The sequence below is a fragment of the Chryseobacterium contaminans genome, assembly GCF_001684955.1.
In the GTDB taxonomy this organism is placed as follows: domain Bacteria; phylum Bacteroidota; class Bacteroidia; order Flavobacteriales; family Weeksellaceae; genus Chryseobacterium; species Chryseobacterium contaminans.
On record NZ_MAYF01000173.1, the window covers coordinates 1 to 2,897 of the forward strand.

The following is a 2,897-nucleotide window of genomic DNA, read 5'->3' on the forward strand; positions in this document are numbered from 1 at the left end:
GTCTTTTCGGGCCTCAGACTGATGACCATGATTATGAATTCAAGAAGAAGCATGCTGAGAAATTCCTTGAAGAAGGTTCTAAATTGAAAACCTACGTATTTTTTAAAGGACGTTCAATTATCTTTAAAGATCAGGGAGAAATCTTACTTTTAAAGCTGGCTCAGGAACTTGAGCACGTAGGTAAGGTAGATCAACTTCCTAAACTTGAAGGAAAAAGAATGATTATGATGATGAGTCCTAAAAAACCAGCAAAATAATAATTAAATTATTTTACATATAAAAACCTCAAATTGCTTTGAGGTTTTTTTATATCCAATAAAAAAAATGGTTCATAAGAAAAAGAAAGAGGGGTATGTAGACATCACTTGTATTATTGCTTCCCCCCTTTCTTACAGGTTTTAGTAGTTTTTATCCTTCAAAATCACCACAATCATGTTCTTTAAAAAGCGGTAAGGCTTTTTGGGTTGTAAAATACTTAGCAACTCTTTTTTTATTCAATTCGAGTTTTTTGCCTTCTACAACCAATTCATAAACGGGTGCTTTATCAATCTTAGTTAAAATATAAGTTCTGTCTGATGTTTTTAAAATTGTTGTGTTTCCTTCACCGGAGACAGAAAAATCACTCATTTCAAAGGAATCTTTTTCATCACAGATATTGGTCCATTTAATTTTATTTTTTGTTATGGATAAGCTTGCCAGATCGCATGAGTAGCAGTTTCCGGAGAACTCTATACCATATTTTTCATATACATTTTTGCTTTTTGTCTCCAATACATCAATAGGAACCAGTTCTGAAAAATCACCCGGTATTTCTACTTTTGAAATCGTCTTTTTTTCCGGGGTAAGTTTAGAAGCTGTATCTGTTTTTGCAGCAGTAGAATCAACATTGTTCGCTTTTTTTTCTGTGGAAGTTGAACAGGAAGCTAATAAAACGGCTGCGACTGAAAAGCTGGTTATTATGTTTTTCATCAACAATCAATACTTAGTTTTAACGGGTGTAAAATTGATTAAAATATAGCGTTAAAAATATCCCTGTTTTCAGCTATTTATTATCGATATTCATTGGGTTTGTTGGCTGTTGAATTGAATACTGATACATTTGTCCGAAAAATAGAACAATGAAACCTATATATCAATTTTTAATATCTTCTACAGTGGTGCTGATGGGCTGCAGTCCGAAGAATAAAACGACAGAAGCCAATAAAGCAGGAATAGAAATTAATCAAAAGATTATCACCTTTGCAGATTTTAAAAAGATAAAAGGAGTAGATAATGTGCAGGAAGTTCCATTTCAGTTATTTACCAGGTTGGATTCTGTACAGTTTTTTGTAAGCCCGGATAAAAACGCTGCCCATTTGAAAATGCCCTATAATAAGCTGGATAATTATTATGGATTTGAAGAATTGGGTGACTTCTACTCTATTCATTACAGCATTAATAATAACATTTCGAACAGTATTGAAGCCTTTGTTCTGAAGTCAGAATTCACAGCTTCATTTGATCTGACTTTGAAAGGTATAAACCTGTATGAAATCAGAAGCAGTACATTGAAAGAGTCCCAGGATGTTAAAAATAAATCATTCAATAAATATGGTACCATAACAGAAGTTTCAGAACAGGAGTTTAAAACTGCTTCTACGAATAGAATTAATGAGGCTCTGGTGAAAAATCCAAAGATAAAACTGAAAGATGACAACTGGATATACGCTGACAATGGAAAGGAAACCATGATTACGCAAAATGAAGCTGTATCTACGGAAGAAGGAACATTATCCAATGAATATATAGGACAATCTCCTTCCCTGCACCTGGAGATTTTCAAAGAAAATTCAGACGAAACCGCAGTTAGTTATTATACTTTTTATAATGTAAAATCTTTAGCTAATTTTGAAATTTCTACTGATAGCTATCCACAGATTCTTCCCGGCAAAAACCGAATTTCTTATATCAGCTCTAATAATGATGTAGGAAGTGATTTTGCGATCAGTCAATACACAGCACAGAACCATAATCTTGAAACACTTTTATATATCAATTTTACCAACTTTAAAATTGGTGATGAAACACAGGCGTTCTGGAAAGATGATAAAACGTTTTACGCAGAAGTTTATCCTACGAATTCGGCAGCGGCCAGGGGTAAAAAACAAAAGGCAGCTTTCATCAAAATTCAGTTAAAGGATAATCTGTTGTAAAAATAACCCTGGAATCATTAGAAAAACCCCTGAAACCAGCCAGTGTGTATGGTAATAAAGTCTAATATCTTTGCAGCAGTTATTTAAAGATATACCATGAGAAAGATAAGTTTAACATTCCTTTTTTGTATTTTAAGTTTTATGACTTTCGCACAATCATTAAAGGTGGTTATTAAACAGGATGGAAAAGTAATAGAGCCTGTAAATGATGTTTATGATCTGAAAAAATCCCCTTTTGTATTTGAGTTTACAGCTAGTAATCTTGAAGGTTTTTTAGTGGGGGCAACAACAAATAAAGATATTTATGCTGGAGCTATAGGAGTATTCAACACTGAGGTCCCATGGTTTCAGAGTACAGGTATGGCTGAGGAAATGTATAACAAGGATAAGGAGATGTTTCTGATGGATTCTGCACCTTCATACTGGTATTATACAAATTTGAAGGATCACAGATTTGATAAGAACCCTAAAGGCAATTTAAAACAATGGACTGCTACCCGCACCATTACAAGGTTTTATGATGTAATGGTAGCTCAGCCTCTTAATTTAAAAGATATTGACGGCAGAGTGTATGTGCTGATGTATGAGCCTGCATACAATGAAGAATATGATTTGACAGGTAAGAAAAACCTGTTTCAGGCAACATTAAGATTTAAAGATTAATAATTGAACACCTAATTTTAAATTTATATAGAAAAGGTCTGC

At 33.3% G+C, this 2,897-nt stretch carries 4 protein-coding genes; 3 read left to right on the forward strand and 1 reads right to left on the reverse strand.

All coding sequences use genetic code 11. The features are described from left to right. Positions 1-257 (forward strand): translation initiation factor IF-3 (gene infC / locus BBH99_RS10855; protein ID WP_165601919.1); only part of this gene is annotated, 257 nt, incomplete at its 5' end. A 151-nt stretch (positions 258-408) separates the two neighbouring features. Here infC and BBH99_RS10860 read toward each other — a convergent pair. Further along, positions 409-969: a hypothetical protein gene (locus BBH99_RS10860; RefSeq protein WP_066695428.1), complete on the reverse strand. Its 561-nt coding sequence runs from the start codon at positions 967-969 to the stop codon at positions 409-411. A 149-nt stretch (positions 970-1,118) separates the two neighbouring features. Between BBH99_RS10860 and BBH99_RS10865 the strand changes: the two genes are divergently transcribed. Together BBH99_RS10865 and BBH99_RS10870 are read left to right on the forward strand one after the other, a co-directional pair. Beyond that, positions 1,119-2,192, forward strand: a complete 1,074-nt coding sequence (locus tag BBH99_RS10865; RefSeq protein ID WP_066695430.1) for a resolvase — start codon at positions 1,119-1,121, stop codon at positions 2,190-2,192. 96 nt (positions 2,193-2,288) lie between these two features. Next, positions 2,289-2,855, forward strand: coding sequence for a hypothetical protein (locus BBH99_RS10870; protein ID WP_066695432.1), 567 nt, complete (start codon positions 2,289-2,291; stop codon positions 2,853-2,855). Positions 2,856-2,897 lie beyond the last annotated feature (42 nt).